37 protein-coding genes, 1 tRNA gene and 3 pseudogenes are annotated in these 23,633 nt (G+C 50.1%); all 41 read right to left on the bottom strand.

Annotation, left to right across the window (positions count from 1 at the left end; genetic code table 11):
- Positions 1–29: 29 nt before the first annotated feature.
- A complete protein-coding gene (locus ETG88_RS19855; RefSeq protein WP_233446094.1) occupies positions 30–446 on the bottom strand; it encodes a phage tail terminator-like protein in 417 nt (138 codons plus the stop codon).
- Entirely contained in the window at positions 443–673 is a 231-nt protein-coding gene (locus ETG88_RS19860; protein WP_129036218.1) for a hypothetical protein, read from the bottom strand. The genes ETG88_RS19855 and ETG88_RS19860 overlap by 4 nt, the downstream gene beginning before the upstream one ends.
- A gap of 2 nt (positions 674–675) precedes the next feature.
- Positions 676–1,257, bottom strand: a complete 582-nt coding sequence (locus tag ETG88_RS19865) for a hypothetical protein (RefSeq protein ID WP_129036219.1) — start codon at positions 1,255–1,257, stop codon at positions 676–678.
- 1 nt (position 1,258) lies between these two features.
- Complete coding sequence (locus tag ETG88_RS19870; protein ID WP_129036220.1) at positions 1,259–1,609, bottom strand: hypothetical protein; 351 nt, start codon at positions 1,607–1,609, stop codon at positions 1,259–1,261.
- Positions 1,609–2,091: a DnaT-like ssDNA-binding protein gene (locus ETG88_RS19875; RefSeq protein WP_129036221.1), complete on the bottom strand. Its 483-nt coding sequence runs from the start codon at positions 2,089–2,091 to the stop codon at positions 1,609–1,611. Before ETG88_RS19875 ends, ETG88_RS19870 begins: the two co-directional genes overlap by 1 nt.
- A gap of 38 nt (positions 2,092–2,129) precedes the next feature.
- Positions 2,130–2,405: an Ig-like domain-containing protein gene (locus ETG88_RS19880; RefSeq protein WP_129036222.1), complete on the bottom strand. Its 276-nt coding sequence runs from the start codon at positions 2,403–2,405 to the stop codon at positions 2,130–2,132.
- 2 nt (positions 2,406–2,407) lie between these two features.
- On the bottom strand, positions 2,408–3,379 hold the full coding sequence (locus ETG88_RS19885; protein ID WP_129036223.1) for a major capsid protein: 972 nt from the start codon (positions 3,377–3,379) through the stop codon (positions 2,408–2,410).
- Positions 3,380–3,391: 12 nt separating this feature from the next.
- Positions 3,392–4,171: a hypothetical protein gene (locus tag ETG88_RS19890; RefSeq protein WP_129036224.1), complete on the bottom strand. Its 780-nt coding sequence runs from the start codon at positions 4,169–4,171 to the stop codon at positions 3,392–3,394.
- A 65-nt stretch (positions 4,172–4,236) separates the two neighbouring features.
- A complete protein-coding gene (locus ETG88_RS19895; RefSeq protein ID WP_129036225.1) occupies positions 4,237–5,349 on the bottom strand; it encodes a structural protein in 1,113 nt (370 codons plus the stop codon).
- Between the two features lies 1 nt (position 5,350).
- Complete coding sequence (locus tag ETG88_RS19900; protein ID WP_129036226.1) at positions 5,351–6,739, bottom strand: DUF4055 domain-containing protein; 1,389 nt, start codon at positions 6,737–6,739, stop codon at positions 5,351–5,353.
- The gene (locus ETG88_RS19905; protein WP_129036227.1) at positions 6,739–8,064 is read right to left on the bottom strand and encodes a phage terminase large subunit family protein; all 1,326 of its coding nucleotides are present in this window, start codon (positions 8,062–8,064) and stop codon (positions 6,739–6,741) included. The genes ETG88_RS19900 and ETG88_RS19905 overlap by 1 nt, the downstream gene beginning before the upstream one ends.
- Positions 8,033–8,782: a terminase small subunit gene (locus ETG88_RS19910; RefSeq protein WP_129036228.1), complete on the bottom strand. Its 750-nt coding sequence runs from the start codon at positions 8,780–8,782 to the stop codon at positions 8,033–8,035. The genes ETG88_RS19905 and ETG88_RS19910 overlap by 32 nt, the downstream gene beginning before the upstream one ends.
- Before the next feature lie 74 nt (positions 8,783–8,856).
- Positions 8,857–9,078 (bottom strand): hypothetical protein, encoded by a 222-nt coding sequence (locus tag ETG88_RS19915; RefSeq protein ID WP_129036229.1) that lies wholly within the window; start codon positions 9,076–9,078, stop codon positions 8,857–8,859.
- Positions 9,078–9,338 carry a hypothetical protein gene (locus ETG88_RS19920; RefSeq protein WP_129036230.1) on the bottom strand — a complete coding sequence of 87 codons (261 nt, stop codon included), beginning with the start codon at positions 9,336–9,338 and terminating at the stop codon, positions 9,078–9,080. The genes ETG88_RS19915 and ETG88_RS19920 overlap by 1 nt, the downstream gene beginning before the upstream one ends.
- A 5-nt stretch (positions 9,339–9,343) precedes the next feature.
- Complete coding sequence (locus tag ETG88_RS19925) at positions 9,344–10,732, bottom strand: methyltransferase domain-containing protein (protein WP_129036231.1); 1,389 nt, start codon at positions 10,730–10,732, stop codon at positions 9,344–9,346.
- 160 nt (positions 10,733–10,892) lie between these two features.
- Positions 10,893–11,330: pseudogene (locus ETG88_RS19930) on the bottom strand (ParB/Srx family N-terminal domain-containing protein); the annotation flags it as partial.
- Between the two features lie 188 nt (positions 11,331–11,518).
- Positions 11,519–11,830, bottom strand: coding sequence for a hypothetical protein (locus tag ETG88_RS19935; protein ID WP_129036233.1), 312 nt, complete (start codon positions 11,828–11,830; stop codon positions 11,519–11,521).
- 94 nt (positions 11,831–11,924) lie between these two features.
- Positions 11,925–12,122, bottom strand: a pseudogene (locus ETG88_RS22495) (hypothetical protein).
- Positions 12,123–12,129: 7 nt separating this feature from the next.
- The gene (locus tag ETG88_RS22500) at positions 12,130–12,312 is read right to left on the bottom strand and encodes a hypothetical protein (protein ID WP_129036268.1); all 183 of its coding nucleotides are present in this window, start codon (positions 12,310–12,312) and stop codon (positions 12,130–12,132) included.
- Positions 12,313–12,316: 4 nt separating this feature from the next.
- Positions 12,317–12,862, bottom strand: coding sequence for a glycoside hydrolase family 108 protein (locus ETG88_RS19950; RefSeq protein ID WP_129036234.1), 546 nt, complete (start codon positions 12,860–12,862; stop codon positions 12,317–12,319).
- Complete coding sequence (locus ETG88_RS19955) at positions 12,849–13,202, bottom strand: phage holin, lambda family (protein ID WP_129036235.1); 354 nt, start codon at positions 13,200–13,202, stop codon at positions 12,849–12,851. Before ETG88_RS19955 ends, ETG88_RS19950 begins: the two co-directional genes overlap by 14 nt.
- Positions 13,203–13,252: 50 nt before the next feature.
- On the bottom strand, positions 13,253–13,936 hold the full coding sequence (locus tag ETG88_RS19960; protein ID WP_129036236.1) for a hypothetical protein: 684 nt from the start codon (positions 13,934–13,936) through the stop codon (positions 13,253–13,255).
- Positions 13,937–13,973: 37 nt separating this feature from the next.
- Positions 13,974–14,050 (bottom strand) — tRNA-Ile (locus tag ETG88_RS19965).
- A 253-nt stretch (positions 14,051–14,303) separates the two neighbouring features.
- Positions 14,304–14,510, bottom strand: a complete 207-nt coding sequence (locus ETG88_RS19970) for a DUF2767 family protein (protein WP_129036237.1) — start codon at positions 14,508–14,510, stop codon at positions 14,304–14,306.
- A 359-nt stretch (positions 14,511–14,869) separates the two neighbouring features.
- Complete coding sequence (locus ETG88_RS19975) at positions 14,870–15,277, bottom strand: type II toxin-antitoxin system death-on-curing family toxin (RefSeq protein ID WP_129036238.1); 408 nt, start codon at positions 15,275–15,277, stop codon at positions 14,870–14,872.
- A complete protein-coding gene (locus tag ETG88_RS19980) occupies positions 15,274–15,615 on the bottom strand; it encodes a type II toxin-antitoxin system Phd/YefM family antitoxin (RefSeq protein WP_129036239.1) in 342 nt (113 codons plus the stop codon). Before ETG88_RS19980 ends, ETG88_RS19975 begins: the two co-directional genes overlap by 4 nt.
- 59 nt (positions 15,616–15,674) lie before the next feature.
- Entirely contained in the window at positions 15,675–16,418 is a 744-nt protein-coding gene (locus ETG88_RS19985) for a Rha family phage regulatory protein (RefSeq protein ID WP_222928412.1), read from the bottom strand.
- Between the two features lie 84 nt (positions 16,419–16,502).
- Positions 16,503–17,102: a hypothetical protein gene (locus tag ETG88_RS19990; RefSeq protein ID WP_129036240.1), complete on the bottom strand. Its 600-nt coding sequence runs from the start codon at positions 17,100–17,102 to the stop codon at positions 16,503–16,505.
- Positions 17,103–17,107: 5 nt separating this feature from the next.
- Positions 17,108–18,529, bottom strand: a pseudogene (locus tag ETG88_RS19995) (DNA cytosine methyltransferase); the annotation flags it as partial.
- Positions 18,522–18,839, bottom strand: coding sequence for a Ref family recombination enhancement nuclease (locus ETG88_RS20000; RefSeq protein WP_129036242.1), 318 nt, complete (start codon positions 18,837–18,839; stop codon positions 18,522–18,524). The pseudogene ETG88_RS19995 and the gene ETG88_RS20000, both read right to left, overlap by 8 nt.
- A gap of 139 nt (positions 18,840–18,978) precedes the next feature.
- Positions 18,979–19,146, bottom strand: coding sequence for a hypothetical protein (locus ETG88_RS22330; RefSeq protein WP_164971831.1), 168 nt, complete (start codon positions 19,144–19,146; stop codon positions 18,979–18,981).
- A 191-nt stretch (positions 19,147–19,337) separates the two neighbouring features.
- Positions 19,338–19,667 carry a hypothetical protein gene (locus tag ETG88_RS20005; RefSeq protein ID WP_129036243.1) on the bottom strand — a complete coding sequence of 110 codons (330 nt, stop codon included), beginning with the start codon at positions 19,665–19,667 and terminating at the stop codon, positions 19,338–19,340.
- A 112-nt stretch (positions 19,668–19,779) separates the two neighbouring features.
- Positions 19,780–20,046: a hypothetical protein gene (locus ETG88_RS22665; protein ID WP_129036244.1), complete on the bottom strand. Its 267-nt coding sequence runs from the start codon at positions 20,044–20,046 to the stop codon at positions 19,780–19,782.
- A gap of 20 nt (positions 20,047–20,066) precedes the next feature.
- Positions 20,067–20,738 carry a hypothetical protein gene (locus ETG88_RS22360; protein ID WP_187469888.1) on the bottom strand — a complete coding sequence of 224 codons (672 nt, stop codon included), beginning with the start codon at positions 20,736–20,738 and terminating at the stop codon, positions 20,067–20,069.
- A gap of 3 nt (positions 20,739–20,741) precedes the next feature.
- On the bottom strand, positions 20,742–20,930 hold the full coding sequence (locus ETG88_RS20020; protein ID WP_129036245.1) for a hypothetical protein: 189 nt from the start codon (positions 20,928–20,930) through the stop codon (positions 20,742–20,744).
- Between the two features lie 2 nt (positions 20,931–20,932).
- Positions 20,933–21,463 carry a hypothetical protein gene (locus ETG88_RS22505; protein WP_233446093.1) on the bottom strand — a complete coding sequence of 177 codons (531 nt, stop codon included), beginning with the start codon at positions 21,461–21,463 and terminating at the stop codon, positions 20,933–20,935.
- Positions 21,460–21,693 carry a hypothetical protein gene (locus tag ETG88_RS20030; protein WP_129036246.1) on the bottom strand — a complete coding sequence of 78 codons (234 nt, stop codon included), beginning with the start codon at positions 21,691–21,693 and terminating at the stop codon, positions 21,460–21,462. Before ETG88_RS20030 ends, ETG88_RS22505 begins: the two co-directional genes overlap by 4 nt.
- Positions 21,690–22,238 (bottom strand): hypothetical protein, encoded by a 549-nt coding sequence (locus ETG88_RS20035; RefSeq protein WP_233446092.1) that lies wholly within the window; start codon positions 22,236–22,238, stop codon positions 21,690–21,692. Before ETG88_RS20035 ends, ETG88_RS20030 begins: the two co-directional genes overlap by 4 nt.
- Entirely contained in the window at positions 22,235–22,570 is a 336-nt protein-coding gene (locus ETG88_RS22335) for a hypothetical protein (RefSeq protein ID WP_164971827.1), read from the bottom strand. The genes ETG88_RS20035 and ETG88_RS22335 overlap by 4 nt, the downstream gene beginning before the upstream one ends.
- Positions 22,567–22,821 (bottom strand): hypothetical protein, encoded by a 255-nt coding sequence (locus tag ETG88_RS20040; protein ID WP_129036247.1) that lies wholly within the window; start codon positions 22,819–22,821, stop codon positions 22,567–22,569. Before ETG88_RS20040 ends, ETG88_RS22335 begins: the two co-directional genes overlap by 4 nt.
- Positions 22,818–23,633: a ParB/RepB/Spo0J family partition protein gene (locus ETG88_RS20045; protein WP_129036248.1), complete on the bottom strand. Its 816-nt coding sequence runs from the start codon at positions 23,631–23,633 to the stop codon at positions 22,818–22,820. Before ETG88_RS20045 ends, ETG88_RS20040 begins: the two co-directional genes overlap by 4 nt.

Below are 23,633 nucleotides of genomic sequence, written 5' to 3' on the forward strand. Positions count from 1 at the left end.
TGAAGTAAATTAAAAATGTGCGGCAGAGATCAGAGGATGGTTTCTGCGCGGTAGGTCAGGCTGACCGGAACAGTCCAGTTCACGCCGTTGTTGATGCCAGGATGGATAGCCGGGAAAGATATTACCCAGCAGGAAAAGCCTTCCCCGGATAATTCGAGATTTTGAAAAAAAAGTGTGGTGATTTTTTTTGCCGTCTGCGCAGCAAGTGTCCGCCCCGTTGCTGATTTGGCAATAACATTGATTTGATAAACACCGGGAAAAACCAGACACGTTCCGGCAAGGTCAATGCTGTAGGGTGTTGCCGGCAGGTCGTGCGACTGAAGATAAACGCCCGTTTCAGGCGGCGTGAATTCCACGTTATCCCAGGAAACGGGAATACCCTGCTCATCAGCCCATTTTCCCAGATGCTTATCCAGCAACGCAGCAATGTCAGGCTGAATACTCACGATAACCGCCTGATTTCCACCCTGCCGTAAAGCGTGGTTTTCTCCACCTCGCCATTCAGCGCCTTCATCAGCCCCCGCCCATCAGCAACGGCACAAATCACCAGACCTTTTTCATCATCAGCCGTCAGGCAATATTTGATGATTTCACCATCGAGCCTGACCTCGTAGCGCTCTGCGCCAGGATTGATACGTTTACCGGGATCGTCATCCAGAACAGTGATACGCATGATTAACTGACCTCCTTAGCCGCTTCCTCAAAGAATCGCGCCGCTTCTGCGGCAGTGATACGCACCATCCCACCCGGAGCCTGTGAAGAATGCCCCATTTCAAGTTCGTAAGAGTACGGTACGTTATTGCAAAAAAAGATCTCCTTCATGCCCACGCGAAACTGTGAGAGAACAAGATTTCCGGCACGCAGCGTTTCACTGCCGCTTTTATCAATACGGCCCGTTTCTTCTGACGTCCGTTCATCAAAAGATACCTGCCAGTTTCCGCGAAAGCGCCCACCTGTATAGCCAGGGGGCGCTTTTATCGACATACCGTCATGCACTTTACGACCGCGTTTTAGGCGACCATTCTTTGTCAGATTTTCAGGGTCATTGCGGAGCTGAGAGTTATGTTCCTCAACAGCATTGTTATACTCCGCCGCCGTTTTATTGTTTTTCCACAGTTCAGGGTTACCAACCGGAGACATTTCGACGAGACGCGCAAGGATGCGTATACAGCCAGCCCTGATTACCTTCTCCTGGTTGGCCTTTGCTTTCGCCACAAATGCGTCAATGGATGCCATGAAGTCGTCATTTCCCGCCATGCTATGCCCTCAGTTGCGCTTTATAGCAAATCACCAGCGAGGCGGGTTTAACCGGATTTGGTTTGATCACACGGTGCTGTTTGTCGTCCACGGTCACCAGATCGCCAACCTCAATAACGTTTTCTGACGTGAAAACGATTTTTACGTCGCCCCGCTGAATAACCGTTCCGTCAATTTCATCCGGGTTGTACTCGGTTTTAACGCCCCATGCAGAAAAGCGCATGTCATCGGTCTGATGCTCAACGCCTCCGATGACTGAAACAGTGCCTTTCCTTGTAACCTGATACTCAGCGCCGTTCTGACGTAACAGCGTGTCTGAGCGTTGCTGCATTCGCTGATAGTTGATTGCCATTACGCACGCTCCGAGAAAGTATTAATGGCAAACCCGCGACCGCCCATAAACGCAGCCAGAAGCGCGTCAACGGCTGGATAGGACGGAATGAAGGCCTCACCGTCAGCAACGGCGTAAGTCATCGTCACAGCCCCTTCCACGCGCTCAGTTTTCACCGCAGCCTCACGCGAAGAACCGAGTAAATCACCGTCAGCCGCTTCAACCGCCAGCATGCACTGAGCGGTAATAACCTGACGAGGGATCTGATCTGACGGGAAAGGATGCCCGTCAAACTCGATATCGTGACGGGGCCAGCACAGCGGCTGTGACGGGCTGGCGCGGATGCCGTACCAGCTCAGACCTTCGAGATAATCCATCGCCTTGAGTAGTAACGGTGGGAGGTTTTCCGGTAACGTCAGATCCCGCGCGGTGGCATATTTCTGCAAATCGGCTTCGCTGGCGTAGCTGTTAAAATCCGGGGAGGTGATATTGGTATCTATCATGTCTCACCTAAAATGATGGGGGCTAAGCCCCCTGTGGATTATTCACCGTCTTCTTCAAAGGTGATTTTTTCTGACGTTTCACTTACGCCATCAACGGTGGCGGTCACGGTAAATTCTCCAGCCTCTTCCGAGGTCAGTTTTACCGTTGAGCCACCAGCCGAACCCGTCGAAGTGGAATCCGTACTCAGTTCACCGCCAGTTGTCACCCACGAAACATCCGCACCTGAAACAGGCGCATCATCTTTGGTGACTTTAACGGAGAAGGTTACGGAATCAGTACCGTCAGCGGTGACGGAGGTTTTATCCGCTGACAGGGTTACTTTACGGGTTTATCGACGATTTCAGTGCCGGTGAGTTTGATCAGCACACCTGCGGTGGATTTGTTGGAGGTGAAGTGTTTTTTCCAGTTCTCTTTGGTGCCGATTTTTTCCAGATCTGGGTTTTTATCGCCTTTCGACTCATCCCAGCTGTAGCCAAGCAGCTCAACGTTTACGGTCCCTTCTGCGCGGAAGCCGACAGCCAGGTTTTCCTGGTCGTTGATGTCGTAAGAGCGGAAGCCAGGAACCTGAGACTCGGTGACGTACACCGCCCCCTGAACCAGCCCTAGAATGGCATCAGCATCCATCGAGTCAGTGACAAGAACAGGTTTGCCCAGCGTGCCAGGCTGACCACCGTACACGACCACACCCGCTTCTTCGTGGATTTTGTTGGCGATAGCCTCATCCACGATGTCGAAATAGGTGGCGGAGTGCATGACGAACAGTGCCACGCGGTTGAACTTATCACCGTACTTGCGCAGCCCCCGGGTCAGGGTCTTCTTGCCGTCTGTTTCAATATCGGCAGTAACCACCATGTCCGAATTCGACCCAATAGCAGCCGTCAGCGCCTTCAGGCCGTATTTGACGTAGCCTTCAAGCGCAGCATCTGCCACGTCAACGCCAACCACTTCAGAAAACTCGTCAACGCTGCGACCGCGGCGTTTAAACGCTTCTTCAGTGGTGTGGTACGGGCCATATTTCCATGGCGCTTTTACCGACACCGCTTCACCCGCGCCGATCTTTTTACCTTCTACCGTTTCCGTTGAGTTAACGTTTCGGGTTTCGATGCTGCCACCAACTTTGTAGAACGCACGTTTACGGAAGTCACCTTCGATCAGTTCGTTGTCCAGAACGATGGCACCGTTTGAGGCATCGTTGAAAACCCGCAAATTATCCTGGCGACGCTCAAGGAAAGCGGTCTGCGCCAGGTCGTTATAAATAATCAGGTCAGAGTTTACAGTTGTGGTCATTGAGAAAATCCTTTATTTCGGAAGTTTGAGAAAAGCCTGCTGGCCATGTTTGCGGATATAGTCAGTTTTTTCCTGAGACGACATTTCTGAGCGCTTCAGGTTTCCACCACCTCCACCTGGTTTATGTCCACCGCCACCTGTACCTTCAGCAGCCGGGAAGAGATGCGGTGCGGTATCTTTGAGTGATTCAGCCCATTCAATCGGGCTTAGTGGCGTTTTACCGTCCTTGCCGAGAATGGCATTGCCATCGGAATCAATGGCAACAGCTTCACCTTCGTCGTTGACCTTAAACGTGCCACGGGCGCGGAGGATCAAGTCATCTGACGCGGTAGGCAGCGCTCCGGCCTTCAGCCCCGCCTCGCGGATTGCATCAGCCAGAACGCGGTCACGGAATTTATTGGCAAACGTCTCTGCCTTTTCCGCGCGCCCAAGCGCCTCATTAATTTTTTTGTCACTGTCGGCACGAAATCGCTCAGTGCGCTTTTCCAGCACCTGGTCAATTTTCCCTTCGGCGATCAGCTTCGCTTCTTCGTCGTCTGAAAAACGCTGGAGAATAGTTTTCACCGCATCAGGATCGATACCGTCAAAGCGGGCCAGGTTATCTTTTTGTTCCCGGATTGTGCCGAGAAGCTCGTGGTTTTTGTTTTTTAATCCTGCTGTTTCCTGAGCGATACGTTCATCGATCATCTGCTGGATTTCGGGAGTGATTTCGATGTTGTTACCACCGCCACCATTGCCGCTACCGCCATTCTCAGGAGCGTAATATTTCAAAAGCATATTTCGGATTAACATAAATTCCCCTCGGGATTATTCAGGGCATAGCCCAATAAAAAAGGCCGCATAAGCGACCTGTTGATTTACAGCCCAGCGGCCTCGAAAGCCTTGCTGTCGTATTCGCGGAGCTGTTCAAGCGTGAGCCATTCCCCTTTGTCGGTGTAGAACTCATCGGGACGCATACCACCGTCACGGATGAGCCTGGCGCGGGTAACACCCAACACCTTTTCCTGTCGGGAATATGGCTGTCTCAGTAACCAGTCGTTATATGTAATGCCAGCCGGTACTTGTCCGTCCATACTGGCGCGGGTTCCTGCGTCCATTTCGTCAGCATCAATTCCGAGCTGGCGCCACGATTTCACCACCAGCGTTTCAGTTGAGCGGCAACAAAAATGAATTCGGCCTGGTCCCTGCAAATAAGGCACCTTGTGCCCTATGGGTTTATTTTCCAGCGTGTACTTTCTGCGGTCGCGGATCATGCAAAGTGGTGTCGTTTTATTATCGAGCGTTGAAAGCCACTGCTTACACTCGATAATGTCACTGTTCGCTTTTGCGAAGCTGTGCCGCGCCGTTGCTGCCAGATGATTGACCGCTGATTTAACGATGCTAGTGGCGTTTGCCCTGCTCATCTGCAGCGCACCGTCTTTATAAACCTTGTTAGCGTGGCCTCTCACCCTTCGGGCGATGGCCTCAGTTGTTTCCCCCTGTAGATAGCCATGACGGACAGCATTAACGATGCGGGTCATCCTGTCGGTTTCCAGACCCTCGGCCCATTCCGACAATAAGCGCCCCTGAAATGGCTGCGACATGGTGGCGGCGTAAACCATATCCGCCGTGATGCCCTGCAACGGGTAACGATTCAGAACGATATCCGGCAGGAGTGAATCGAACAGACTGATTTGATAGCCCGCCTCATACCCTGCCAGCGCACGCAGCTCACCAGACATTGCAGTAAACATGGAGTCAACCGCCTGACGGTTGAGCGAACGAACATCCCCCAGAAGCGATTCAAGCCGCCTCACGGTGAAACTTTCAGGGGAAAGGGTTTCCAGCGCCACAATCAGTTTTGCGCTGATATCCGCGTCACTGGCGTTGAGGATTTTCAGCATTCGGTTTGCTATTCCGGTGCCGAAGCGATTTATCCCGATAGCGTGAGAAATGGCCTCATCACGAAGCTGCTCGTTAACGGTCGCCATATCAGCTACCCAGCAGCGTAGGCTTCGCGTTACGGAGCGCGTCGATCACCTCATCAACGCTGTCAGCCGGATCAATGATGTCCAGTTTTTGCAGCATTCGCACCAGGTCACTGTCACGGATAGCCCCTGACTGCCAGGCACTGACCAGAACGGCCACCATCCCGGAATCTGCAACTTTCGCGATAAACTCCTGGTTAATACTGAAATCCGCTTTTTCATCCTTCACGCCGAGATACTTCGCGCACCACGTCAGCGCTTTACTGAAGGCCTCAGACACGTTTGATACGCAAATACTCAGGATTGACGTTGCGGCAGACTGCTCGCCGCTGGCCTGTGTTGCTGTCTTCGTAGCGCCGTTTTGTTCAATGAGCCTGGCCCCGAGCTGAACCATATAATCGCGCTTACTGTCCATCGCCTCTTTAGCCAGCATATTGGGCTGCGCCTGGGCGTAAGCGTAAGTGCCCCCTTCAGGCAGCAAAAGAGGATTACGTGAACCTACTTTCACGCCTTTCTTTTCCAGATGGTCACGCCAGTCTTTATCAAGCCCCGTCATATAAGGCTGAACCTGACCGCAGAACCAGACGCTGTCCTCATAGTCTGCGCTGTTCCGGTAGTGGCCCAGGTTGATTTCCACCAGCGTAGCGAGTGGGGGATCATCTATGGTTTCGTCGTTGTTTTGCGCCCCGACAAACGTGAAAGGAATTTCATCCCAGTACTCCTTCCCTTTGGGCTTAGGATTATATTCAGCATCAACCGCCAGCACCCCGCCGCCGTTATCTGTTTTTGAGCGCCAGACGCGGCAAATAAATTTTCCGTCTTCCAGCGCCAACTCACGATACTGGACGCGCTCTTTGAAACCGTAGCCATCCTTTTCTTCAACAACTTCCCGTAGCACCACCAGCGCCAGCTGGTTGCGCCCGTTAATGCGCTCAGTTCGCCAGTTGATGATATTTTCAGGTGCATACCTCAGAATGATCGCCTGATCGCTTTCTTTGGCGTAATCCACATACAGACCGTGGCGGGCAGTTTCCAGAATATCTTCCAGCACCTGCTGAGACTGCTGGTAAATGCTTATCCCGCCGCCGTCAGCATTCGTTTTCAGATAATCCAGCTTTTCCGGAGCGGTCATTGTCGGGTCTTTGCGGTAGGCCATGCCCAGCAGACCGATTTTGGTGTTGCCGGTAATAGGATAAAAAACAGCCCTGTCACGGTAATCCTGATTTCGCTGTTTGGCTTTAGCGGAACGATCGCCGGGATCAAGAAGGGGGAGATATTCCCCCCCTTTGCTTTTTATCGCGTCAGCGCCTTTGCAGACGTCGCGAATTTTTGCCCATTGCGTACAGGCCGCTTTCTGCTCGGGCCTGACAAAAGTAATGTCGTTGTTTGCCATCAGAATGTGGTATCCAGATCGATGTCGAAAACTTTTTCTTTAATTGGGAACAGATATGCGATTGGATAACCGCCCCCGTCGTTTGCGTGGTCAAATCCAGCTTTTTTATCCGGCTCTCCCTTATCGTTATAAACCTGACGCTCAAGGCACTGAGTGAATATCGGGCAGGTATTTGTATTAACCAAAAGCCGCCGCTCGCCGTAGGTGTTGCACAGCATGGAGTTAACCGCATTAATGCGGTCTTTTACTGCTGGGTTGCTTTTGTTCGCCCACACATCAAACCCTGCATCACTTAACTGAGTAATGTCTGATTCGCTGGCGTTGCTGGAACTACGCCCCGCGCCGGATGCATCGGGATAAATTTTTATTACATGCCCGCCCTGCCCGTACTTTTTCTGGATTTCGCGAATCATCGCCGGGGTGTCGAAAACATTCATGAATTCGTCAACAGCTCGGGGCAAACCGTCGCGAATAACATAGACGACAGCCGCCATTTTGCTGACGTTGAAATCCATACCAATATGAAGCTCGTCACCGCGCTGAACAGTATCGTCAGTGTGGTTCTCTCTGCGGTCAAAGCAGTAATAAACAACGCCCTGATAGTTTTCAAAGGAGGCCAGATATTCCTGCCGGAAAGTACGCGGGTCCATTTTGCGCCTGGCCGCTTCAAGTTCTTCCTCCGGTACGTTGCCCCCGTCGACTGACGTATAAAGCCAGCTTTTATGGTCCGGTTCCCGGTTGCCCTGACCTGCGAGCCATGAGTCGTAACAGTGGTTGAAACCTTTTGGCGTGCCAATTCGTAGCGCGTGCCCACCAATGAAGGTGGTGCCGTTGATGGTATAACGACAGGTTGAGAGCATAGGACGCAGAACTTCTTCCCATGCTGTATAGGGGCAATCAGCCCACTCATCCACCAGCACGAAGAACAAGCCAGAACCGCGCAGGTCATCATAGTTATTGAGGCCCACACAACGCAGGACATGGCCACTTACCAGCGTGATAGATAATTCCGTCTCGTTGGGTTTACTGGCCCTCCAGTGCGGTGGGATGGATTGTTTCAGTCGCCGCCAGAAAACACGCTTAGCCTGTTTCTGCGTGGGTGCGCAGTACCAGATCTCATCCTCAATACTGACGTTCCACTTCATCGCGAGCCTTGCAGCCCTGCGCATCTCAGCTTTACCCAGGAACGTTTTACCGAAGCGACGGCCACACACAGCGTCACGAAAACGCGCTGAACGTTGCCAGCCCCAGGCGAAGATATTTGCTTGTTTTGGTGTAAGTGTGACGGCCTGACTAGAGGATTGGATTGTCAGGTGTTGGCTCATCAGTATTTAACGGTTGAAGCTGGTAATCCTCTTCAGGAACTACCGGCACGGCGGGTTTGTTCGCTTCCTTAATTTCAAGGATTCGAATCAGGGCAGCGCGAGCGGCTTGCTTACTTTCGGTTAGAACCTCCAGACCGTTTTTAGTCTGCTTCACTCCGAGGTAATACGTCAGCTCATCGCCTTCAAGGTCGCGAGTATCGTTGATAATCATCTGGCCCTTTCCTTCACCCTGGCATCGAGGACAATCAGGATTAGGATCAGCATTATCAATAAAACCCGTCCCACCATCTTCCGGAGGTGGTTTACCATTGTTGGTTGCCTTTATCGCTGCGGTTTCATACTCGTTATCGTCACGCCACTGGTATTTATTTTCCTCTCCCCAGCAATGGCGACAGTTAACACGACGATACTGTGAAAGAAGGTTCGGATCAGCGCGGGTTATCGCCACCAGCTGATCCACTATTTCATCAAGGTCAGCGGTGTAACGCTTCCTGAAACGCTTCTCCAGAGTTTTTATGGCCTTCGCAATGTTGGGTTTTCTATACAAACGGCTAGCTTCAACATATGCAGTTTTTTTGTTGTCGCTATATCCTGCAAAGCGATATCCACCAATCCGGCTTTTTGTTTTTATACATCCATAAACAAAAAGTGCCTGTCGATGTGTCAGCCCAAATTCACTGGGTTCAAAACCGAGATCATCAATTTCTTCAGTAAGAATTTCTTCCTCTGAATTTGATACCCGTTCATCGTGTGAGTGGTCAGTTTTAGGGGCAGTTTTTGGGGCATTTTTTTTTAGGGCAACTTTCCTTTTTTTTTTGCCCCTGTTTTTTGCCCCTTACTTGCCCCCAACATTTTCTTTTCTGCTGCGGTTAATTTTTTTCTAACCCAGCCTTTTTTTTCCGCCATGTAGCGGAGTGCTTTAAACGAGATCCCGTACTTATCAGCAACGTCCTGTTGAGAAAGCACGCCAGCACAGAAATCACGCTCGATAGCTTTCTCATCCGGCTTGCTCATTAGTCACTATCCTGTTCTTCACGCCTCATTAGCTTGGTGAACGCAAAGGCATCACCCTGCTTCGCACGCTTGTATAACGCGTCACGTAACTCAGCCTCGCCCCGCGAACGCCCCTTTCTGATGGCCTCCCTGAATTTCTTCAGTTCGTCACGATCCTTTCTCAATTCCTCAAGATCGAAATCCATCACATCGGCAATTTGTTGTTCCGTTAACCGCCTTGCCGCCCATCCCTGAACTTTTTCAAGATTTGGACTTTGCATAGCGACTACTCCAGACCGAAAGCTTTCAGTACATCACCAGAGCGCCCCAGCCTTTTACCAGCGGGTAAAGGTAGTTCGAACTCATAACGTATCGCTTCAATCAGAGCGTCGCTGTCCGTAGCGTCTGGGGGCGTGGCGTGTACCTGGAAAGATGATCCGCCGTTCCGGTTAACGATGAGTGTTAAGCCATGCTCTAAAGCCAGCGCCTTCACATCGTCAGCAGAATGGAATTTCTGATAAAACCAGTGGCCTTTCCGGTATTTCGCCGTGAAATTATTTTCATCCAGGAAAACTATCTTCGACTTACGCGATCCGGACTGGCTATATCTCAACGCCTCTTTCTCAAACTCAAGGCGGCGACCTGAGAAGAACAACGCGCCGCCTGGCTTGCATAACCCACGGATAAACGTCATTACCGCCCTTTCTGCTTCAGGGCTGTCAACGCTGTTTAGCACGCTGTCGCAAATAACGTAATCGTAAAGCCCCCGGGTAGTCAGCGATTCGCACATTACCGAAATCATCCGGTGTATCTGTGTTATGGCCAGCGCATTACCGGCGCCCACTCGGCGGAACAATTCAACATCATGGAAATCGTAACCACGCTTACGCATCGCTGCAGCGTAGTCTCCCTGGCCTGAGCCGAAATCAATTCCGCGTAACGCTTTGGCGTTCGGCTGGCTGGCAAGCCATGGCAGAACCAGATTTTCATAAAGCTGTGAGTGGTTTTCTTTCCTTCCCCCGGTACGCAGACGCATCATCTGTGCATAGGTCTGCACGTAGGTATGCTTTTCCAGGTGCTCGTAACTGAATACGCCGTAAGTGCGATCCAGATACTTTTTGTATTCAGCCTTACGGTCATCAGGTATCACGTAAACCGTAAGCGGCGATTTAACGCTAAGTGATGCCAGCGCATACTGGGCGCAGTGAATAACCTCGCCGGATTGCGTGGCCACACATCCACCCCACGGGCCATATTTCAGGATCATCTCTGAAATTTCCCGGCGAACGTAAGCCATTCGCGCCCGAAGGTTTCCCGTTACTTGTGCCGCCTGAACAACACAGAAGCCAGATTTATCCCCCAGACCAGAAATAACGCAGGCCTCATCACCGGAATCCATATCCGTGCCGTTATGCAGCTGGTTAAACCGCACCTCATCGTAAACCGTAGTGTCCATCGGCAACACATACACCGCCGCCTCTTTGATACCCAGTTTCTTCAGCGCTTTTGATCGCTGGTGACCAGCCACCAGCAAATTACCGCGAGCAATAAGCGGCTTCACCAGCCCGAGGGTTTTTATGCTCTCGGCCAGCGCAGACAAATCATCCTCATCGATGTGACGAGGGTTATATTTCGCGCCGTGTAATGCGGAAAGATCATGAGCCAGGTTAAGCATCGGTTTCAGCTCCAATCAGGTGAGAGACAAAACCGAAGAACGAGCCGTTTTCCTCTACGTAATCATTGAGGGCATTAAGCAGACCCGTAACCTCTTCTTCCGTCATGGGGATTTTTTTCCGGGAAAATGCCAGATAGTTGATATCTATGCCGCCCGAATCCTCATCCTTGTTGAAGTCGATCTCTTGAACGTCACCAAGCAGTGCGTTTAATTCCTCTTCGCTGAAGCCAATCAGCGAGAGATCAAACTCACCTGATGCCAAATCCCGCAATTCACTTTTCAGTAAAACATCGTCCCAGCGGGCATTCTGAGGCAATTTATTATCAGCCAGCCGGTAGGCGCGTTTCTGCTCTTCCGTCAGGCCCGTCAGCTTAATCGTCGGCACCGAAACTATGCCGATGGCCTCAGCAGCCAGAACGCGACCATGACCAGCGATGATCTCGCCGTTCTCGTCAATCAATACAGGATTCGTCCAGCCAAATTCCTCGATGCTGGCTACCAGTTGCGCTACCTGCTCACCGCTATGGGTTCGGGCGTTTCGCGCATATGGCGTTAGTTCCTTTAACGGGCGATATACGATTTTCAGTTTATCGTTCATATAGCTCCGTTCTAACAAAATGAAAGCGGCCGGCAGTCATGCGCAGGGTGCGCGGCAGGAAACCACCAGCAGCTCTTCCACGTAAGGGATAATCCTTATCAAAACCCCCAGGAGAGGCTTTGATAAAGGTTATGCGCGGATAAGGACCGCCTGAAGAAAAAAAACCGCCCTAAGGCGGTTGTGAAGAGTTACTCGCTACCAGTTAAGCTATTCAAAATAATTAACTGAAAATCATCCAGTGACATTGAATCAATTATCTTACCCGTAATGGTGATTTTCATTCGCCCCATCACATCCAACCCGCCAATGATACGAATCTCGGCTGAAAACCTCGCACGGTTCCAGATGTAATCAATAAGGCTGTTTATGTGTTCTTCCTTTCCATAAACAGCGAAACAAGGCGTTCCACAGTTCATAGTTTCCAACCGTCCCTCAAGCATCATGTTGCCCCACAGGATATCGGTAACACTGAGTGTAGTTGGAAGACCTGCTTTACCCATGTTTTACTTTTTTTCCTTCAGGACTAATCAGGGTAAATTTCAATGTGCGATCATATTAATGGCCTAAGACATTAGTCAGCAGCCTCTGTAATGCCTAGTCCAGCTGTAGCACGCCGTGCATTGTCGATTCGGAATATGCAATCAGTCCGGTGTATTCGGGCACCTCTGAATCATCCTCAGCGACGAACGTCGGGATCGTCGTATGAGTGATGCAGTATTTAGGCTAGCCGTCCTCTTTAGCGAATTTCGCCAGTTCCTGAATCTGATCAGCCGTAAGCACTAATCCAGGCATAGGGTTTTTATTTTCTGTCATTACAACGGTCCTTTATTTTATTCACGGTGTCGCATACGTCAGTAACTACACCAAACCAGTTTCGGGCCTTCTCAAGCGATACACAGCCAACCAATAAAAAAGGCACCAGTATTGCTACCAGTGCCAGCTTTGCGCTGCGTCGCGGCTGTCTGTGCGACCTATGGGGCAGTTTATTAACTTGATATCTCGACACGGTTTAGCATCCAGCCAAAAAGAAAATCCTCATTGGCCTCACGCGCTTCAGCCAATTCCAGATAACGAGCGCCCTGGCTAGAGTTCAGCCCGCGAAGCATGACCAGTTCCCCATCCTTGCCGCGATATTGCAACAGCGCCTTAAGCGCGGAAATAGTGCGCGGACCGATACGACCGTCAGCTTCCAGGTCGGGGTAAATCTTGCCTTGCAGGTTCAGCGCAGATAACCAGCGCTGGAAAAACTTACTGGCAAAGGCTGGCCCCATGTTCACGCCGGTATCACAAAGCTCGTCTGCGATGGCTGGCGATACTTCAGCAACCTGATCGAAGCGTGGGCCGTACCAGTAATCAGCTTCATAAATGGCTCGGGCCTGTTCTTCGGTCAGGGAACGGATATCACTGTAACCATGCGATAGCGCCGTTTTTGCAGTAATGCCCCAGTTAGTCGGACCGCCTTTATCGGATGGGTGATCAACGTAACCCCCTTCTCGTTTCAGCAGTCCGTCAACGATTTCATTCTTTGTCACTTTTTTTATCCTTCTCTTCAAAGGTTAAATTAGTTTTTGCGCTGGCAAACATACGAATAATTGCCATGCAACGGTCAACGCCCAATCCTCCGACAAATGTCCCAATAAGCGTTGCGTAATCCTTATCCATTCCCAGTTGATCGAGTGCGCTGATTACTGATATCGCAATCAACATGCATAAAATTCCGGACGTAAACGCTTGTTTCCAGAATTCTCTATCTCGAATAGCCAGAAAAAATGCGATGCCAAAAGCGGTCAACCCGCCATAAATCGCTGGCGCGTTCTTCTTCACCCATAAAAGTGATACTGCCCAGAATCCTGGGGTGTTTGGTTCCTGCATATTCTCACCTGAGTTGCGGGCATAAAAAAACCGCCCAATGGCGGTTATGTTTATTTATTGAGGCAGTGTTTTATCGCTCTAACCTCAGGAAGCTTGGACGTACTAAGTCTGACACCATCTAAATTTCTATATTCAAAAACTCTCTTGCCATCTATGCATTGCCCAAACAGGCCAAATTCACCATCTTTTCTAAGAAGATATTGACCTTTCGAAGTTGAGTAAATTATGGGGCTATATGCCGCCAAAACCCATCCTGAGCATACAGATAGAATAATAAAATTCCCAAGCAATAACAATTTCACACCTAAGCTATTCTCTCTCAATTTTAATATAATAACTGTTCTGTACAGAAACGGTCCTAAAACCGTAGCGCTCAGACAACAAGTCATAACAAACAGCACGCCCCAATTCCCTATCCCCTTCACCTGACTAAGCATAGTACCTGTGAAAAGCACGCTGGCAGTAAGAGTTGTTATAATGAAAGAAATAAGATCAAGCTTGGATTTATCTTTTAATGGTTTATCAGACTTATATGCCCAAAAGAAATATATGTAAAACGCAAAGAAAATCAGAGCAAATATTAAAGGCTTGAAATCTACTTCTATGAAAATGTAAGGATAACCGAAATATACCGAGTATCCTAATTGATGAAGATAGCTACATGTATAAAGGCTACCAGTGATAATAATGGTCGCAGGTAACCCATATGATAAACTTTTATCCATACCGTTCATTAGACCTTCCCTGAGCATCATAATCGCAAATTTTGACTGGTGGCCCTTGCTGGACTTGAACCAGCGACCTGGCGATTATGAGTCGCTCGCTCTAACCAACTGAGCTAAAGGGCCAAAGAAAATTATCCTGCGGGATTCAGAATGGAAATAAGTATAAGAAGGCAAGCTATCACAAAGCAAATCAATCCCTGCGCAATAGCAAACAACCCCAAAAACATAAAGCCTGAATATTCCATTATCCACCGCCTAATAAAGAATTCGTAGGTTTAAAATAACATTACGAATCTGAACCGATACTAAACAGGGGAGCACACTACCCAACAAACCAACCCTGGTTAATTGGACGGCGCAATGTGCTCTCCTGATTTTAAAATCGTGTCAGAACGTTGATCGCGGCCTGCATAGCTTTACGCATCTGTTCTGTGTGCTCAGGGTTGTTTGATAAGAGCGCCGTTTCCAGAACATTGGCGATGTTGTGCTTTTTTGTCTCGATATCCGTATCGCATAGGCACATCACCGCATCGCCCACCAAACGGCACATTTCATCGTACAGTGCATCTGCTTCCTTAGACATTTCGTTTCCTCCGTGATTGTTTGCTTGATTTTGCAGCAACGCGGGAAGGAAATGCAAAAAAATCTTTAAATTTATGCAGAGGTCGAAATCTATCTTGATGGGATCGACGATATGACAGGGGTACTAGTGCAATGCACCTTCGCGAATACCCCTGTCGTATCGCCGGAAAGCAAAAACCCCGCGCTGGCGGGGTTCTCGTCATGTTCAAATTGTTCGCTTCTCAGCACTGCCATCGTGGCGCAGCTCTGCCAAGCATGAATGAATTATCAACTTTTCTGACGCGTTTTCAACTCAAAACTGAAAAAAATCACTTTTGCTGTTTCGTGGGAGTAAATAACCCGCCTATGCGGGCTTTAGTGTCACACTAAATAATCATGCTCTGCCACGATATCATTTCGATAATCAGAGAGGATACGCAGAGCAAAGGCAGTGTTTTCCAGTTTGGCCTCACCCATAGCGGCAAGCACCGTAAGCTTCACCAGCTCGAAAGAGGCGTTTAGCTCTACGCCATTCATCAGCAAGAATACGCTCGTGGCCTGAAACGCAGTGCGCTTGTTGGCATCATTAAAAGCATGCGCCTTGGCTATGGCAATAAGATACATCGCCGCGAACGTGAATACATCTTCACGGCCATCGTACTCAGCCAAGGTCTGAACACGAAAAAGCGCTCCCTGAAGTCTTCCCTCATCTGGAGGGCCGCTATTGGGCAATGTTGAAGTCTGAATCTCAACAACCTGCTCCATGGTCAGAAATTCCAGATTCATCATTTATCTTCCAAAGCCTTAATGATTTTGGCGTGCTTTCTCTGTGTTTTAATCAGGGCATCTTTGAATGATACGGGCCCGGTGTTTTTGTATATGCTTGTGACAACTTCGCCATTTGGCTTCTTCGTGACATAGCAAGTATCACCAGAGGGTGTTTTGGACACCTGTATGGTATATTTATTACCCTTGGTTACGGTAATTTTCTTCTCGTAATCGACAGAACCATTCAATACAGTGTCAGGCCTTCCCCGCTGAGTAACGACAACGGTCTCACCGTTCCTGATCGCATCAAGAATGTCGGAAAGCTCTGCTCTCATCTGGGTATAACTTACTTTACGCATAGACACCTCTTAACTTGTACATGTACAGGTTAGCATATCACTCTCCGGCTGTAACCATTTCAAGCAGACAACAGCTTTTCCAACAGTTGCTCCTTTCTGATGACTAGCCACCCGTTCTGCTCCATCCAATACTTGAAGCTCTCAACCGTTGTAACCATCGAACCAGCCGGTGCCTGCTCTGTGTATTGAACGCTGCCTGATTCATCCATGTGGATCACTACTGTTCTCGGGCCGCCTGGAATGATGGCGTTTCTTTCCTGTTGTTTTGTCGCTTTATGGAGTTCAGCCTCCATCTGATTAAACTTAGAAATGTAGGCTTCTTTAAGTCTGGCGGCTTTCTTACCTGTAAAGCCCATTACCAGAAACATGAAACCATCCTTAGTAATCTGGTAGCAGCGAGACTCGCGTTCTGCACCATTCCCGATACCGACAGTCTGAACATCGGCGCAAAAATTCGCTGATGTAAATTCAGGCGAACAATCCAGCATATCAATTTTGCGCAGAACGTCTTTGTGCTGCTTATCGAAATAGTCAGCGACTGATTGGGAGGTGGTGACCAGGCGGCCATCTTTGAAAAATACTTTCGGGGATTCTGTGGAAATAGCGATCGCTGCATTCATGATGATACTCCTAAAAAAGAGATTATCACCACCGCTGACGCCAATCAGAGAGGTGGTGAGACGTACAGGGTTGGCGTAACCGGTCATCATGAAACCCGGCGCGGATTGCTCCGCCCCCGCACGCCCCACCATAATGCGAATGTGGCCGTGCTTAACGCATAAAAAAACCGCTAACGCGGTCATGCGTCATGATGTGTTCCGGGACGCCAATCCCGACGCCAGATTTTGCTGGCGTGCGGCGACTATAGCCCCGGATCCTGATTTTTGTCAATCAGCCAGCATTTTCTTAGCCGACAGGAATGCTTTTGCCCTGAATATCTGCAAGCACCATGAAACCCTTTCCCGTGCAGCCCTCTCGGTTAGCCATGGCGCTATCTTCTGCAAATCCCGCGACAGGTCAGAAATCTTTTTCTTCGTGGTGTAGAAGCTGGTACCGATGACACAAACCGGGTCATCCGCCTCAAATGCTTGCAATACACAGTGTTCGACAAAATCCACGTCGTCGTTATTGATCGCCACGTCTATGACGCTGACTGCAGGAGCAGGCCAAAGAATGTCATGAGCACGGTTTAAAGCCTTTTGCCCCTTATAGCCCTCTTCCCTTGCCTGGTTGAGTGCGGCAGTAAAGTGCTCCAGAGCAGCGTCAGACCAACGCATACCCTTTTGGAACCGCCAGCAGGATTGTGAGCGTGGTTTTCGTGGTGCAGTGCTGCCACGCATACTTTCTCCCCAAACAGTCAGAAGAGACTTTATCCACGCTGACTGGATGTTATTTAGCGGCGTGAAGCGCCCCAGGTAACTTTTCCGTGGTGCAGCTGCTGCAGCTTCCATTGCTGACTGGTGTGTGCGGCGTTGGCGCGGGGTCATTGTGCTGCTCCTGTGGTTTGTGAAAGTGCCGCTGCAGTACGGCGACCTATCCAGCGCATCACCGGTACCGCCATCGAATTACCGATCGCTTTATAGCGCGGACCATCGGCTGCCAGGCGGAAAGCCTGCTCTGCTGTAAGTTCCGGGCTGCGGTGGCGCAGGTAGGCGTATTCTTCAGCCGTAATCTGCTTTCTTTTTTGTGTTGGGATCAGAGTGTGGTTGTCGGGGAAACCCTGCAGACGTTCGCACTCCACCGGGGTCAGACGACGAACGGCCATGTTTTGCATGATTGCTGCAGACTGATTGCTCCCACTGTTTGGGCTGGTAAGTGTTGGTGAAATTTCGCTGGAGGCATCGTGTCCGCTATCCTTTGAGCTGAACGCGATAACCGCGTTTTCCTGCCCATGATTGCGTCCCAGTGTGTGAGCCATATCTGCAAGCGTATCTGGATCCTGAGTGCCATGGATGGCGTAGGTTTGAAGAGTCTCGTCCATGCTGTCATTGGATTTAGCCAGCAGAGTCCTGCTGACGTCAGAATAAGTCACAGCTAAATCGGTCGCATCTTTGTGATCGCGAGCTTTTACAGTTGATGCTGTCCCGTCGCTTGCGTATTCGCCGAAAGCTCGCATGCGGAATGTCCCAACGATCCCGCCAGTATTGAATGACTGATTCAGCGTTGGATGAAGATTATGCTCCCCATCCCAGTGACTACCGTTAGTAACGCGATTGCCAGCATCTGAGGTAAGGATTTGCCTCGTTTTTCTGCTCGGCGCAATATCCCGGCGCAGGCCTTCGGACTCAAAAAGAATTTTTGCGGGATCGATATCCCCTCGAGCTGTTGCGACAACAAACACACGTCTGCGTCGTTGGGCCACTCCGAAAAATTGAGCGTCGAGCACTCGCCAGGCAGTAGCTCTTTCTGGTCCCAGCACATAACCAGCGTTTGACCATCGCTTCCCTGGTGATTCCAGCGCGCAGCTTTCGCCGGTAAGCCCTGCAAGAAAACATCCGAAAGCGTTATCTTTGCTGCTGAATACGCCGGGGACGTTTTCCCAGACGACGATGACTGGCGGTTTTCCAAGTTCTCTGCGTTTTTCATCGATAGCATTAACCTGTTCAACGAAAGCCAAAGTTAACTGGCCGCGTTCGTCAGCCAGCCCATTACGTAAACCCGCAACGCTGAACGCCTGGCAAGGGGTTCCCCCCACCAGCACATCAGGCGCTTCGATTATCCCGGCACGGATTGCCGCGGCGATTTTGGTCATGTCGCCCAGGTTGCTGACCTCCGGCCAGCGATGCGCCAGAACAGCGGAGGGGAATTTTTCAATCTCAGCGAACCATGCTGGCCGCCAGCCCAGACTGTGCCATGCCACGCTGGCGGCCTCGATGCCGCTGCAAACTGAGCCGTAACTGACTGGTTTATGCATCGGCAGGCTCTCCCAGCAAGTAGAGAACCTGCACCAGCAGCTCCGCTTCAGTGCCGAAATTGTTTTCCCAAGTCCGGCGACCGGCATGAATGGCGGTACCATGCCCGCCATTCCGATGATGGTGAACACAAAGAGGAATTACGTGGAAGTTGTCAGCACGAACTGACAGGCCAGTTCCTTTGCTGCAGTGGTGTATTTCAGCAGGTGAATCTTCATATCCGAGGTTTTTGCAGACGATGCAACCTAATGAAGCAACGCGCTCCAGGTGCTTTTGTTCAGCTTTGGTTTTGTAGGTGCTTTTCTTGCTCATGCGGCACCGCCTGCATAAGCAAATACACCGCACATGAATGAGCGGTGTGAGGATATCGGGGTAGTTCTTTGCGCCATCACTTACTCTCCGTGATGGTGCGACAGGTGTCAGTTGTTCAGGCTGACTTGATTAGTATAAATCAGTTGTCTGGGTTGCGGAAGAACTCCATACATTGCTGATGCATTTCAGCGGTGGTTAAAATTGCGTCCTGCGGTATTGGAATGACAACGTGTGAACCGTCTTCGCGTGTTACGACCTCATAACGCCCTGCTACACGAACAGCGGCCACCAGTTCCAAATCATTCATACGGTAAATCCCATTAAGTTCAGTAACGCCCGTAATATCGGGCTTGCCCCTTTTCTCCCTTCGCGCTGAACTTTGATTAAAGCCGTCCCGTCACCAGACGTCTAATAGGCTACATAGATCAATTATCTATAATTGATCTATATTGCCGATCAATTGCTGCTGAGTGTGCGTGGGAGTAGTGTTTAGCGGGGCTAAATTATTGGCAGCTCATCGCTGTCGTTCTGTTGCATTTCCTTTATCAAAAATATAACCACTCCCATGACCCTTACATCATCCAGGACTTCCCCTTCTATCGCTTCACCATCTGGGGTTATCAACGATTGCCCCTGCACAGATGCAAACTGAATGCTTCCACAAAACGCGAATACGACCGTTTCGCCAGACTGAGCCTGGCGAGTGATATCTATAACCGCGAAGCCTGATGAAGTTTCAATAGCTCGGTACTGACCGTCTAAGCGGCAAAGCCTTGCAAGGGTTAAAGGGGTGTCGGTGTGATCGAACGCTGGAGATGTAAATGACATAAAGCCTCCTCAACTCAAGTTCACTGTATAAATATACAGTAACACTTATTCATGGATGATCAAGATTTTGGGGGCGAAAAAAACCCGCCATAGCGGGTTGCATTGCGATGCGTCAATTAGGACTCTTACTCTCTGTTTTGTTGTGAACTTCCCAGAGACTTATACCGCAGCTGGCTACGAAATCCGCCAGGAAGTTCAGACCAGACCATTCACGTATACCTCCCCGTGCAGCTTCTACAAAAACAGCGATATCCTTATCACGCCATATTCCGAACAACCGCCACCCGCCGTTCTCCATCCTTACCGCTGCAATGCGGATGAGAACACCGGTCTGGTGCAGCTCCATGAAGGCTGGCTTCTTCCTGGTGATAATTCGCATAACTACAAACCTATGATTTGTTAATCACAAATAGGTGATTCGTCATTTTTAGCATTAGCCTGAAGCATGGCGGCGGTGTGGGCGTCCTTTCTTTCACCAAAAATTGCAGCCTCCAGCACGTCGATGGCCTGCGATGGTGAGTATGCGTATTTATCGAATGCCGGGCCTTTGATGCGCTGCGCAATTTTGAACAGGCGTTTTTCCTGAGCATGGTAGAGGTCTGATAAAACCTGATTGTCGAACGCAAGCTTATCCTGGCTTTCGGCTTTACCCTGCATGGCGGCACGGCAGCGATTCCAGCCTTCCGCCATCCATTTTCTATGCGTATCAAGTGCAGGGTCATTAACGTCAATCTCATCCGGCATTACCACTGCTGGCTGAGTGGTGCGAAATTTCTCAACGATGCGCGATAGTGAGTTGAAATTAATGAACGTGACGGCCTGATGCCCCTTGTAAATATCACTCCACTCCATCGCCGGGCCTCCCGACATTTCAGCTACTGCGTCGCGTAGGGCGTCGAAAGGTACTGGCTCAGCGGCCAGCGATGCCAGCGCGATTTCATCAGTTGCGACTTCCTTTTCGAGATACTCACGAAAGCCCGGCGCAAGAGTCGCTTTGTTTAGCAATCCCCGGCGATCATCCATGCGCTTTCCGATGTGTTCAATTAACTGCTCTTTGGTGAATGTGGTCATGGGTTATCTCCCATCCGCACGGCCATAACCTTTGACCATGCAGTGATTGTTGATGTAAACGGCAGTGGTATTCAGCTCTTTAGCCAGACGCTCTTCGCAGTCTTTACGGTCGGATTCTCCAGTCAGGCTTACGCAAAACAGGAGGCCTGTAATCCCGACTATCCACATAAGGATTTTGAGTGCTGTCTTCACGTTCACTCTCCTTTGGTGGTGATGCCAGCAGCGCGGTCTAACCGCTCAATTTCAGCCAGGATAAGCGCACCAGCTTTTATCAGGTCGCGACGTGTGCCAGACTGTTTCCACCAATCAGGGGACCACGGCCAATGCGCCGGAGTAGAGAAACCCTGATTGTGTGCGTGAATCGCGTAGCAGGCAGCTGCATCGGCCAGTTCGCTATTTTGATAGGCGTCATCATGCTCAGACGTCCATCCCTCAATAGCCCGCTGTCGCTGGCGTTCGGATATCACATCCAGAAGTGCAGGATTGAATGCACGTACCTCCAGCTCAGCAATCCGCTTCTCTGCGGCTTCCAGCTTGCTGCTGTGTGCCGCTTGCCATGATTCCCACATGCCATCAAGCTCAGATTCATCATCGTCAATCTTGTAGCCGTCGCCATCCCGCCAGTGTTCCCAGCCGAAGCGCGGAGGATTTCCGTTGTGATAATTAACTTCCCACCATGCTTCAAACTTTTCACGCAGTGCCTGCTTATTCGTTGTCATGCTCATTGGGCTGGTTCCTCAAACAAAACTTCACCATCAACGCCGCCGACCTGATAAAGCACTGAACCATCTTCTCGGTATTCCATCGGGGCGGCGCTCCATCCCTCTCCGTCCAGTTCTTCATCATCACCGACAAGAACGAAACCACCGGCAACGACACGGGCTGGATACATTTCGCCCTCTGTCCACCAGCCTTCGGTGTCTTTGGTGCATTTGAGAAGTAACAGATTGCTCATGCTGCACCTCCCTGGCGAAGTTTGGCGGCGAACTCCTGGAGAAACTTTTCTGCGTACTCGCCAGATATCCCATCAGCGGCTGGCAGTGAGGAGTTCGCCAGTTCTTCTTTGCTGTCCAGAATCATGCGCACCACGTCGCAGACCTCTGTCAGAGGCTTATCAACGAAACCATGGTTGAATGCGGCAGCTAATCGGCTGGCTGCATAGTTGATACCTTCGTTTCTCGACTGCGCCCGCACTTCAGCCAGGAAAGCGTCGGTCGCTGGGGTTTCTGGAAGAGATTTTAAGATGGCTGATACCGCATAATTGAACCCGACTTCTTCGGCAAGAGAAACGTCATCCCATGAATCTGTTACATCGTTGATAATTTTAAGTGGCGGGATTGCAGCCTTCAGCCCCGCATTCTCCGCAGCTAGCAAGAGCACTTGTTTTGCCAGCCAGCATTTCTCTTCGTCAGCGTATGGGTTATTGGCTATCTCTTTAATTCGGTCTGTGCCAATATTGCCACCATCAGCGCGGTAGGGATGTTTTTCTATGGCGGTCATGAGGCAACTCCTGTTCGTTGCTTTACATCATGCATGAACCTCGCAAGCAGCTTGGCTTCCTGCCCTCGTAATTTGCCGCCATAGATAATTTGATGAAGGCGCTCTACAGAGAAACAGTCAGCATCACTCATGTCTAAAGGTTCTTTCTTTTGCTGATCCAGGGCGATTAGTATTAGGAGCTTTATTTCGTCTGAGTTTAATGAGCTTTTAATTTCCTCTTCGTCGTACGCTTCGCTATTAATAGCGAGGAATAACTCGTTAAGACGTTTTGGTTCTATAGTGTTCAAAATGCAAATCCCATCATGAGTAAAGGTATGATGTTTGTTTTTCATGTTTGGTTTTTTCCAATGTTAAGGATTAAATCAATTTTTACTTCATGCCCTTGTGTGACTTTAAAAAGTAATGCTCCGCAAAAAGGGCAGTTGGAAAACGTGTCCCACACTTCACCGTCCGGCGCTTCAGTGGTTTGTAACTTCTCAAGGCATTTAGGGCAGTTATAAGCGATCAGTTTTGTTCCATTCAGTTCCGCTTGATAAAGCCAGCGGCGATAATTTACTAAACGCTCCTTTCCCACCTTGTTCACAGTGCATCTCCTTTTCGAGATTGAATCTCATCACCCTCATTAAGCACCCAGCGCAAAGCGTCTGCATATTCACCTGCAGCTGACTCCAGAGCTTTGGTTATTTCCCTGCGTGATTTCATGCGTGGCTTCTGTTCGCCGAGAACCTGGCGCTGCCGACGACTTTTTTCATGACCGGTTGCACCCGATGCAGCACTCTCCAGCTCCATAACTTTTTGGCGTTGCTCTTCTGGTGGCATGGCTGCCAGCTGTCGGGCCTGGGTAAGATTTACCGTTCCGGCTTCAACTGCGTCCTGTACTGCCTGGGTGGTATCAAGAAGCGCCAGTGTTGAGCGAACGGTCTGAACGCCAACCCCAAACAGAAGGCTCAGGTCTTTTTCATCATGTCCGCGTTCGAGCGCATCGGCCATTTTCTTTGCCCGACCCAGCGGTGTATCTTCCTGCCGGATTTCGTTAGCGCTGATCATCGCCTGCATCATGCGTACCGCAGACCCACGTTTAGTTACTGCAGGAACCAGTAGTGGTTTTTTGCCTTCCTTCAGCAGACGCTTATTCGCTTCCAGTGCGTGCTTAACGCGCTGGCGCCCATCGACAACACAACTCAAGCCTGTTTCGGGATCCTTCCAGACAATAACTGGTTCCAGCACGCCCTGATCCATCATGTTAAGGACCATGCCCTCATTCAGCGGAAGGTGAATGCGTTCGTCATAAAGTGCATGATTTTTATCAGCGACCAGATGTAATTTTTCTGGCTCAAAAAATAGAACGTTGCTTTTCCCACTTGCGCCATATGCGTCAATTGAATTTTTAGCCAT

This window comes from Lelliottia nimipressuralis (assembly GCF_004115925.1).
In the GTDB taxonomy this organism is placed as follows: domain Bacteria; phylum Pseudomonadota; class Gammaproteobacteria; order Enterobacterales; family Enterobacteriaceae; genus Enterobacter; species Enterobacter nimipressuralis.

What these genes read in the sequence shown, in the direction of transcription:
- ETG88_RS22505 (WP_233446093.1), bottom strand. Translation starts at nt 21,463, where the DNA reads ATGAGCATGACAACGAATAAGCAGGCACTGCGTGAAAAGTTTGAAGCA.
- ETG88_RS19915 (WP_129036229.1), bottom strand. Translation starts at nt 9,078, where the DNA reads ATGAGCAAGCCGGATGAGAAAGCTATCGAGCGTGATTTCTGTGCTGGC.
- ETG88_RS22335 (WP_164971827.1), bottom strand. Translation starts at nt 22,570, where the DNA reads ATGAAAAACAAACATCATACCTTTACTCATGATGGGATTTGCATTTTG.
- ETG88_RS19960 (WP_129036236.1), bottom strand. Translation starts at nt 13,936, where the DNA reads ATGAACGGTATGGATAAAAGTTTATCATATGGGTTACCTGCGACCATT.
- ETG88_RS19970 (WP_129036237.1), bottom strand. Translation starts at nt 14,510, where the DNA reads ATGTCTAAGGAAGCAGATGCACTGTACGATGAAATGTGCCGTTTGGTG.
- ETG88_RS19890 (WP_129036224.1), bottom strand. Translation starts at nt 4,171, where the DNA reads ATGTTAATCCGAAATATGCTTTTGAAATATTACGCTCCTGAGAATGGC.
- ETG88_RS19865 (WP_129036219.1), bottom strand. Translation starts at nt 1,257, where the DNA reads ATGGCGGGAAATGACGACTTCATGGCATCCATTGACGCATTTGTGGCG.
- ETG88_RS20005 (WP_129036243.1), bottom strand. Translation starts at nt 19,667, where the DNA reads ATGTCATTTACATCTCCAGCGTTCGATCACACCGACACCCCTTTAACC.
- ETG88_RS19875 (WP_129036221.1), bottom strand. Translation starts at nt 2,091, where the DNA reads ATGATAGATACCAATATCACCTCCCCGGATTTTAACAGCTACGCCAGC.
- ETG88_RS19985 (WP_222928412.1), bottom strand. Translation starts at nt 16,418, where the DNA reads ATGACCGCGTTAGCGGTTTTTTTATGCGTTAAGCACGGCCACATTCGC.
- ETG88_RS19925 (WP_129036231.1), bottom strand. Translation starts at nt 10,732, where the DNA reads ATGCTTAACCTGGCTCATGATCTTTCCGCATTACACGGCGCGAAATAT.
- ETG88_RS19900 (WP_129036226.1), bottom strand. Translation starts at nt 6,739, where the DNA reads ATGGCAAACAACGACATTACTTTTGTCAGGCCCGAGCAGAAAGCGGCC.
- ETG88_RS19905 (WP_129036227.1), bottom strand. Translation starts at nt 8,064, where the DNA reads ATGAGCCAACACCTGACAATCCAATCCTCTAGTCAGGCCGTCACACTT.
- ETG88_RS19870 (WP_129036220.1), bottom strand. Translation starts at nt 1,609, where the DNA reads ATGGCAATCAACTATCAGCGAATGCAGCAACGCTCAGACACGCTGTTA.
- ETG88_RS19980 (WP_129036239.1), bottom strand. Translation starts at nt 15,615, where the DNA reads ATGCGTAAAGTAAGTTATACCCAGATGAGAGCAGAGCTTTCCGACATT.
- ETG88_RS19920 (WP_129036230.1), bottom strand. Translation starts at nt 9,338, where the DNA reads ATGCAAAGTCCAAATCTTGAAAAAGTTCAGGGATGGGCGGCAAGGCGG.
- ETG88_RS19955 (WP_129036235.1), bottom strand. Translation starts at nt 13,202, where the DNA reads ATGCAGGAACCAAACACCCCAGGATTCTGGGCAGTATCACTTTTATGG.
- ETG88_RS20045 (WP_129036248.1), bottom strand. Translation starts at nt 23,633, where the DNA reads ATGGCTAAAAATTCAATTGACGCATATGGCGCAAGTGGGAAAAGCAAC.
- ETG88_RS19935 (WP_129036233.1), bottom strand. Translation starts at nt 11,830, where the DNA reads ATGGGTAAAGCAGGTCTTCCAACTACACTCAGTGTTACCGATATCCTG.
- ETG88_RS20035 (WP_233446092.1), bottom strand. Translation starts at nt 22,238, where the DNA reads ATGACCGCCATAGAAAAACATCCCTACCGCGCTGATGGTGGCAATATT.
- ETG88_RS22360 (WP_187469888.1), bottom strand. Translation starts at nt 20,738, where the DNA reads ATGACCACATTCACCAAAGAGCAGTTAATTGAACACATCGGAAAGCGC.
- ETG88_RS22330 (WP_164971831.1), bottom strand. Translation starts at nt 19,146, where the DNA reads ATGAATGATTTGGAACTGGTGGCCGCTGTTCGTGTAGCAGGGCGTTAT.
- ETG88_RS20000 (WP_129036242.1), bottom strand. Translation starts at nt 18,839, where the DNA reads ATGAGCAAGAAAAGCACCTACAAAACCAAAGCTGAACAAAAGCACCTG.
- ETG88_RS19885 (WP_129036223.1), bottom strand. Translation starts at nt 3,379, where the DNA reads ATGACCACAACTGTAAACTCTGACCTGATTATTTATAACGACCTGGCG.
- ETG88_RS19975 (WP_129036238.1), bottom strand. Translation starts at nt 15,277, where the DNA reads ATGATGAATCTGGAATTTCTGACCATGGAGCAGGTTGTTGAGATTCAG.
- ETG88_RS19895 (WP_129036225.1), bottom strand. Translation starts at nt 5,349, where the DNA reads ATGGCGACCGTTAACGAGCAGCTTCGTGATGAGGCCATTTCTCACGCT.
- ETG88_RS19860 (WP_129036218.1), bottom strand. Translation starts at nt 673, where the DNA reads ATGCGTATCACTGTTCTGGATGACGATCCCGGTAAACGTATCAATCCT.
- ETG88_RS22665 (WP_129036244.1), bottom strand. Translation starts at nt 20,046, where the DNA reads ATGCGAATTATCACCAGGAAGAAGCCAGCCTTCATGGAGCTGCACCAG.
- ETG88_RS19990 (WP_129036240.1), bottom strand. Translation starts at nt 17,102, where the DNA reads ATGACCCCGCGCCAACGCCGCACACACCAGTCAGCAATGGAAGCTGCA.
- ETG88_RS20030 (WP_129036246.1), bottom strand. Translation starts at nt 21,693, where the DNA reads ATGAGCAATCTGTTACTTCTCAAATGCACCAAAGACACCGAAGGCTGG.